This is a genomic window from Nocardioides sp. NPDC023903 (assembly GCF_040639295.1).
Classification (GTDB): Bacteria; Actinomycetota; Actinomycetes; order Propionibacteriales; family Nocardioidaceae; genus Nocardioides.
The window spans coordinates 1-7,445 of the sequence record NZ_JBEZZS010000066.1 but is presented as its reverse complement, the minus strand read 5'-3'; the positions used below and the strand labels follow the sequence as shown (position 1 = coordinate 7,445).

The following is a 7,445-nucleotide window of genomic DNA, read 5'->3' as shown; positions in this document are numbered from 1 at the left end:
GACCGTCGCCACAGGCAGCCCGAACGCGAGCGACGCGACGGTCGCCATCGCGACCGCGGCGAGGGCTCCCGGCACGATCTGTGCGCGGCTGGGCAGCCATTTCCATAGTACGAGCACGGCGATGGTCGCGGCCGCGAGAGCGAGGAACGCTTCCACCACCCCGAGGTCGGCGAAGTCACCCTCGCCTACGAAGAGCTCGCAGTCACCGCCGAACCCGGCCAGGTCCTGATGGTCTACACCGCCGAACCAGGCTCCCCCTCAGCCGACCGCCTCAAGCTGCTCGCCTCCTGGGGCGCCGAGCTCCCGGCGTACGCCGCGGGAAGCAACTCTGCCTGAGGATTGGCCCATGCCTCACCAGCCCCGGAACAGCAGCGTTGGACTGACCGGAGTGCTCCAGTCAACCTTCCGGGGCCGGACCGCGCTCGCAGAGATTTCGGAGTTACCGAGCAGGAGCACCTGCTCGGTAACTCATCCGACAGTTGTCTCTACAAGCGCGATGACGGCGAGTGGCCGGCTGAGCCTCCAGACAGCGGCTCTCCCCCGGTGCAGTCCTCTGCCGCCCATACGGTTTCGCCTGCGATGACGGTGGCGATGGGGGCGATCTCGTGGATCTGGTCAGCGGGCACCGCGAACGGGTCGGCATCGAGGATCGTGAAATCGGCGAGAAAGCCCGGGCGGATGGCCCCGGTGCGGTCCAGCCTGTTCACCCAGGCGCCGCCGGCGGTGTACGCGGTGAGCGCGTCGTGCACGCTGAGCCGCTGTCGCTCGATGAAGACAGGGTGATCCGCGGTGCGTCCGGGCAGGACCCGGTTCACCGCGACGTGAATCGCGCTCAGCGGGGAGGGGGTGCTGACGGGCCAATCGCTGCCCGCTGCCAGGCGGGTCCCTGCGCGGCGTAATTCCGCGAACGGGAACTGCTGGTCCGCTCGTTCCGGCCCCAGCAGCGGGATGCAGATGTGGTCCATCTGTTCCTCGTGCGCCGCCCAGTAGGCCTGGATGTTCGCGGTCGCGCCGACCTGGCGCAGCCGAGGGATGTCGCCGGGCGCCACTGACTGCAGGTGTGCGATCTGGTGGCGGGCGTCGGGAGCTCCCGGCCGATGCTGCAGAGCATCCAGTACCTCGGTGAGCGCCCGATCCCCCATCGCGTGGAAGTGCAGATCGAATCCGGCGGCGTCCAGCTCGGCGACCGTCGCAGTGAGTGCCTCGGGGTCGAGCAGCGACCCGCCGGTCGTTTCCGTTGGCGTGCCGTTCTCATCGAGGTATGGCGCGTGCATCGCGGCAGTGTGGTTCTCCGGGATGCCGTCTTGCATGATCTTGATGGCGCGCGCGGTGAACCGCCCGATCCGGGCCGCGTCGCGGCGCTCGCGCAGTCCGTCCAGCTGAGCGAGGCCGGATCCTGGATCCCAGAACAGTGCACCATTCACGCGCCCGGTCAGGGTGCCGCGCTGCGCGGCCCGGACGTACGACTCGTAGACATCGGGGTTTCCCCCGAAGCTGCCGATCAGGGCGTCCTGCCACGCGGTGATTCCGTTGGCGTGCAGGACGCGCTGCCCTTCGCAGAGCGCCGAGTCGAGTTCCGCCGTGGTAGGGGCAGGTATGGCGCTGTGGATGAGCGCCATCGCCTGTTCGTGCAGCACTCCGGTCGGCTGCCCGTTCGCATCTCGTTCGATGCGGCCTCCCGGCGGGTCGGGGGTCGCGTCGGTCACACCCGCCCGCCGCAGCGCTTCGGAGTTCACCCACATCGCGTGGACGTCCCGCACGGTGAGAGCGACGGGACGGTACGGGCAGATGCGGTCGAGATCGCGCCGGTGGGGCCCGGACGGCGGGAACGCGTTGAACGTCCACCCACCTCCGGTCACCCAGTCCCGTTCGGGGTGGGCGTGCGCATATCGGGCGATGGCCGTCAGGAACTCGTCGGCAGTTGCGAGTTCAGTCAGCTCGCATGAGCGCAGTTGCAGCGCTGCGAACACCGGGTGTACGTGGGCGTCCTGCAGTCCTGGGACGACGATCCCGTCACCGAGTGGGATCACCTCGTGGGCCGACTCGACGAGATTCGCGATCGCGGACGGCGTCCGCGCTACCTCGACGATGACGCCATCCTTGACGGCGATCCCGCCGGTCTCCGGGCGCTCGAGCGCGGGTGTCCAGAAGGAACCTGTGAGCACCAGATCGAGCGTGTCAGTGTGCTGAGGCATCGTCTCAGGCCCCCTCCGCCGCGCTCGCGGGCAGCGCCGCCGGCTGCCGCTTGAGGCGTCGGCGAACCGCACTGGCGGTGGCGACGACGAGGAAGATCAGCACGGGAGTGGCGACGACGGCGATGTTCAGGGCCAGCCCGCCGCCCGTAAGCAGCTCGATGTTGGCGATCATCTCGTACACGACCGCGACGAGAAGGATGAAGGACAGTACCGCGGTGATGAGGACCGTGACGCGCGTCGACCGACGTGCTGTCCGGTGCCGGATGAAGTACGCGACCACGGCGAGCGAGGCAAGCGCCATCAGGAGCATGATCCCGAGAGAGCCAGGGCTGGAGAACCACACCGTCAGCTGCAGATACGGGTCGAGACCGAGCAGCCCGAAGGCGAGCACGGCAACGGTCATGATGATCGCTTGCACGTTGCCGAATGAGGGCGACCGGTAGCGCGGGTGGACCCGTGTCGTGGCGCGGGGCAGCATGCGGTCTGTCCCCATGGAGTGCGCGTACCGGCTGACGGCGTTGTAGTACGCGATGCCCGAGCCGAGCGAGCTCGTCACGAGCAGCGCCTGTGCGGCCAGCCCTGCCCACGGTCCGACGTAGTGGTCAGCGATCGTGTAGAGCATGGCCGCGGGTTCAGCGGCGATGGCGTCGGCGAGGGCCGGGACGGTGAAGGCCTGCGCCAGTGCCCAGGCGAAGAAGCAGTAGAAGAGCGCCAGGAAGGCGAGCGAGATCACGGTCGCTCGCGGCACGGTGCGTTCCGGGTTGCGCGTCTCGGACCGGTACAGCGTGGTCGACTCAATCCCGAAGTACGCGCCGAACCACACCAGCGAAGCCGCCGCCATCCCGGGTGTGAAGATGTTTGCGGGTTCGAACGCGGCGAAGCTGTGGCCGGTCGGAGCTGGTTGCAGGAGGATGGCCACGGCGATGACGAGGAGGATCCCCATCTCGGCGGCCAGGATCACCACGAGCAGCTTGACCCCGACGTCGATGCCGCGTCGGCAGACGTACCAGGTCGCCCCGGTGAGGATGAGCCCGATGACCCACCACGGGACCTCGACCCCGAACGCGAGCTGAACCAGGTTCTGCGTGGTGACGGAGAGGATCCCCATTCCGCCGATGTTCACTGTGAGGTATGCGACGATCGCCACGGAGGCGGCACCTGTGCCGGCGGACGGGCCGAGGCCCCGGGCGATGTAGGCGTAGAACGCCCCGGGCCTGTCCACGTGCCTGGTCATCACCAGGATCCCTGTCATGAACAGGGCCAGCACCGCGCCCGCGACGATGAAGCCTGCGGGGGCGCCGATGCCGCCGACCAGGAACCCGATCGGCCCGTATCCGGCGATCAGTGCAAGTGGCGCAGCAGCGGCCACGACGATCAGAGCGATCCCGCCAGCGGTCAGGACGCCGGATTTCAGGGCGCCCTCTTGGGGAGTGGGAGTGGTGGGCATGAGGAACCTCGAATCCTTCGGCGGAGGGCTGCGCGGGACGGTCTATCGGGATGCTGCTGGGCGAAGCTCGTCGGCCAGCTCGGCACGCAAGCTGAGGAAACCCTGCGGGTCGTTCAGGCCGACTGCTCCGACGAGGTGACCGTCGACGACGTAGCGGGCGAGCAGGCCGTCGCGCGAGGCAGGGGTTCGGGTCACGTCTCTGCGGGACGCGTGGGGTTGGATACGTCCCACGCCTTGCAGGAGGTTGCCGTGCTGCAGTGACCAGAAGTACGGCTCCTCGCGGTACCGGGTGGTTGCCTCCGCGGCGATGTCAGAGGCGATGTGGCGCCCCTGGGAACGCGCGGTCGTCCAATGCGCGGATCGGACGAGGCCTCCGTCTGCGTCCGCCCACGAAGCGCTGTCTCCGGCTGCCCATACGGCGGGCAGGGCGGTGCGCAGCGACGCGTCGGTCATGATGTGCCCGTCCTCGCCGAGCATGCCGCTCCCCGCCAACCATCCGGTGTCCGGCTTGGAGCCGACACCTGCGACGACGAGATCGGCGTCGAAGTGGCGTCCGTCGGTGAGCGTCACGCGCGTGGCGGTGTCCGGCCTCCCGGTTACCGCGTCGACGGTGGCGTCACCGACGAGAGCGACGCCGGCACTCGTATGCCAGTCGCTGATCGCGCCGGAGACCTCCGTCCCGAGTCTGGACCGGAACAGCGTCCCGTCCCGGAACAGGAGCGTGGTAGAGACCTGCGCGGCGTTCAGGGACGCGGCCAGCTCGGCACCGATGAATCCGCCGCCGACGACGATCGCGCGGTCGCTGTTCGCGACAGCGGCGCGCAGACGCCGATTGTCAGCTAGAGAGTGCAGCGCGAGCACGGCGTCGGAGGCCCATGGCGCTCGAAGCGGCCGGGAGCCAGGAGCCAGTACCAGTTCGTCATACTCGATCGGACCCGTGTCGGTGTGGATGGTTCGCACATCCGACTCGAGCCGAGTCGCGGTGCCGATATGCACGTGGATCGCTGCGTCGGTCAAGTCCCTGAGCCCGCTGCCTGCGGGTCCCTGACCGGTCAGCCCTTTGGACAGCGGCGGACGATCGTACGGGGCGTCCGGGTCCTTGTCGATGAGGTGGATCGCCCGTGCCGGGTCGAGCTCGCGGAGGTGCTTGGCGCACGCCAGGCCTGCCGCTCCGGCGCCGACGATGACGGTAGTCATGGGTTCAGTCACGGTTTGCCCAGCGCAGTGCCTGAGCCGGGCAGATGGCGATCGCGCTGTCGACGGCAGCCACGTCCGCGGGATCGACAGTCTCGGTCTTCAGCAGCACGAGGCCGTTCGTGTCCAGGTCGAACACGCTGGGCGCGGTGTTGGTGCAGATGCCCGCGCCGATGCAGGCGCTGACGTCGGGGTTGAGCGTGGGCATGGCGTTCCTTTCAGCGAGATGCGAGCTGGACGCGCACGGGCAAGTGCTGCTGGACCGAGAGATATTCGGCTTCTGCGGCACGGGCCGGATCGCGGTGCGTGATCGACCGCCAGCGGCGCGAGGTGGCCAGGAGCATCTCCTCCAGCTCCATGACGGCGAACATCCGGCCGAGGCAGAAGTGGCGCCCGAGCCCCCAGTTCAAGGGCATCCGCTCACCTGTGCGGCCGATGTCGAAGCTGTTGGGTGCGGCGAACACGCCGGGATCGCGGTGCGCGGCGCCGATCAGCGCGTACACGTGCTCACCTGCAGCGACCGGCATACCGTCGATCACCGCGTCGACCGATGCGACGCGAAAGATCCACGCGTCCCCGGGCCGGTACCGCGCGGATTCGGTCACCGCAGAGGACACGAGCGCCGGGTCATCACGGAGCCGCTCCCACTGATCCGGGTTCTCGATGAAGGCCCAGAACATGCAGCCGGCGAGGATCTGCGTCGTGTCGGTGCTGGCTGCGAGCAGCGTCGCCAGGGAGGTACGCACGTCGGCCGCCGACAGGTTCCCCCGGGCGCGCTGCTCGAGCAGGTGGTCGACGACGTTGTCCTTCGGATCGCCGGGAACGTGGAGGTCGATGAGCTCGTCGACCCAGTTGGTCAGCTCCGTCCACGCGATGGTGACCGGACCGCTCAGGCTCGGGTCCATCTCGAACACGCGCACGGCCTCTTCGGAGATGCGACTGATGAAGGCTCCGTGCTCGACGGGGTCGACGCCGAGGAGGCGTGCGAACACACCGCTGGGAACGTCGCGGATCAGCTGACCGACCAGCTCGACCTCGGCGGCATCGCCCATAGCATCGAGAGCCTCTTCGATGCCCGCGCGAACGTCGCTGCGCATCGCAGCTACGCGATCCGGGGTGAAGAACGAGCCGATCGCAGCGCGCAGCCGCGTGTGTGCTTCCCCTTCCGCGTAGTTGACGCCTTCAGCCGCGAGCTGGCGGAAGGTCGCGTCGGTGACTCCCGACAGGTCGAACAGCTCCACGAGGCCGGTGTTGAAGTCTGTGTCACGCAGCAGGGACGCGCAGGCGCTGTAGCCGATCACCTCCACCCCTCGATCCGAGCGGACGACGGTCGTGCCGGGCGCAACGCGCTCGAGGGGTATCCACGGGCGCTCCAGAAGTTCACCTTCGGTGAACGGTGTGTTGATCACGTCGACCTCCCTTAAATATGACGCTGACATATATAAACACGCCGACTCGGCCCCGGCAAGGCTCGCTACGTACGATTTACAGCCCGGATACACAGGGGCATGCGTTTGAATAGGCCCAACACCAGGCGAGCAGGGAGCGGATGTGCCGAAGATCGTGGACTACGAGGCCCGACGAGAGGAGCTCGGAACGGCCTTGCTGGAAGTCCTCGCCCGCGAAGGCATCGACCGGGTTTCGGTTCGGAGCGTCGCAGCACAGGCTGGGTGGACCCGAGGTGTCATCCAGCACTACTTCACCGACCGCGACGAGCTACTCCTCTATGCGTACCGCCTCGCGTTGCAACGTGAGGCGGCGGCCGACGCAGCTGCCGACACCGGAGACGCCCTCGACGAGCTGGTCAGAACGCTGCTACGCGCCCTGCCAACAGACGAGATGAGCTCGCTGGACTTTCGGATCTTCCTAGGCCTGCTCGGACGTCTCGCGGATAAGCCCGAGCTCGCGACCTCTCTTTCGGCCGATCACGCGGCCTACGAGGCGAAGATCGTCGCGCGGGTGGAGGCAGCGGTCGAGGCTGGTGCCATCCGCTCAGCTCTCCCGCCCGAGACGATCGCGAGGTTGCTCGCGGTGTTCGTTGACGGACTTGGCGTGACCTGCGCGCTCTACGCCGATCGATCAGACAGGGCATACCTGGAATCTCAGATCAGGCAGTTCATCGGAGCGCTCTGACCGCCAAGCCGTCGAGACGACCTCGGGCCCGCGGCACGGGATCAGCGCTCGCTCAGCCCGTAGTCGCCAAGAGCGCCCGGAGCTCGTTCTCGGCGCGGACCACACCAGCACACTGCCGGCCAACGAGCCTTGGCGGCTCAGCACGGCCACATCCCGTGGTCCACCCGCTACCGCGAGAAGGGCCGCACAGGTCAGCCTGACCGCCTACGACCACTGAAACCCCAGATCGGGCTGTGCATCAATCATCTAGTGCCACGCGACGACGCTGTCGGTGGCACTGGGCCCGATGATCTCGCCGGTGTCCTAGCTGCCGGCGCCGACGTTGGCCAGCTCGGTCATCTGCACGGACTCGGCGTCGCTGTGCTGCAAGGCCCAGTTCGCGAGTGCCGTGCGGCAGGCGTGGTCGAGGTGGTGCAGTCCGGTGAGGTCCAGCCGGATCGGGCGGTCCTGGGGCAGCGTCTCGAGGCTGTCGAGGA

6 protein-coding genes and 1 pseudogene are annotated in these 7,445 nt (G+C 68.0%); 2 read left to right on the top strand and 5 right to left on the bottom strand.

Features of this window, described 5'->3' with window-relative positions:
• Nucleotides 1-138: 138 nt before the first annotated feature.
• Nucleotides 139-336 (top strand): annotated as a pseudogene (locus AB0F44_RS29825) (transcriptional regulator); the annotation flags it as partial.
• A 149-nt stretch (nt 337-485) separates the two neighbouring features.
• On the opposite strand, the gene AB0F44_RS29820 reads toward AB0F44_RS29825, so the two are convergent.
• The 5 genes from AB0F44_RS29820 to AB0F44_RS29800 are packed head-to-tail and all read right to left on the bottom strand — an operon-like array spanning nt 486 to nt 6,245.
• The gene (locus AB0F44_RS29820) at nt 486-2,267 is read right to left on the bottom strand and encodes an amidohydrolase (RefSeq protein ID WP_357360944.1); all 1,782 of its coding nucleotides are present in this window, start codon (nt 2,265-2,267) and stop codon (nt 486-488) included.
• On the bottom strand, nt 2,200-3,642 hold the full coding sequence (locus AB0F44_RS29815; RefSeq protein ID WP_357360942.1) for an APC family permease: 1,443 nt from the start codon (nt 3,640-3,642) through the stop codon (nt 2,200-2,202). Before AB0F44_RS29815 ends, AB0F44_RS29820 begins: the two co-directional genes overlap by 68 nt.
• Before the next feature lie 42 nt (nt 3,643-3,684).
• A complete protein-coding gene (locus tag AB0F44_RS29810; protein ID WP_357360940.1) occupies nt 3,685-4,839 on the bottom strand; it encodes an FAD/NAD(P)-binding oxidoreductase in 1,155 nt (384 codons plus the stop codon).
• A 4-nt stretch (nt 4,840-4,843) separates the two neighbouring features.
• Nucleotides 4,844-5,044, bottom strand: coding sequence for a ferredoxin (locus AB0F44_RS29805; protein WP_357360939.1), 201 nt, complete (start codon nt 5,042-5,044; stop codon nt 4,844-4,846).
• A 10-nt stretch (nt 5,045-5,054) separates the two neighbouring features.
• Nucleotides 5,055-6,245 (bottom strand): cytochrome P450, encoded by a 1,191-nt coding sequence (locus tag AB0F44_RS29800; protein ID WP_357360937.1) that lies wholly within the window; start codon nt 6,243-6,245, stop codon nt 5,055-5,057.
• Nucleotides 6,246-6,387: 142 nt separating this feature from the next.
• On the opposite strand from AB0F44_RS29800, the gene AB0F44_RS29795 reads away from it, so the two are divergent.
• Nucleotides 6,388-6,969: a TetR family transcriptional regulator C-terminal domain-containing protein gene (locus AB0F44_RS29795; RefSeq protein WP_357360935.1), complete on the top strand. Its 582-nt coding sequence runs from the start codon at nt 6,388-6,390 to the stop codon at nt 6,967-6,969.
• Nucleotides 6,970-7,445: the final 476 nt, after the last annotated feature.

What these genes read in the sequence shown, in the direction of transcription:
- AB0F44_RS29815 (WP_357360942.1), bottom strand. Translation starts at nt 3,642, where the DNA reads ATGCCCACCACTCCCACTCCCCAAGAGGGCGCCCTGAAATCCGGCGTC.
- AB0F44_RS29810 (WP_357360940.1), bottom strand. Translation starts at nt 4,839, where the DNA reads ATGACTACCGTCATCGTCGGCGCCGGAGCGGCAGGCCTGGCGTGCGCC.
- AB0F44_RS29805 (WP_357360939.1), bottom strand. Translation starts at nt 5,044, where the DNA reads ATGCCCACGCTCAACCCCGACGTCAGCGCCTGCATCGGCGCGGGCATC.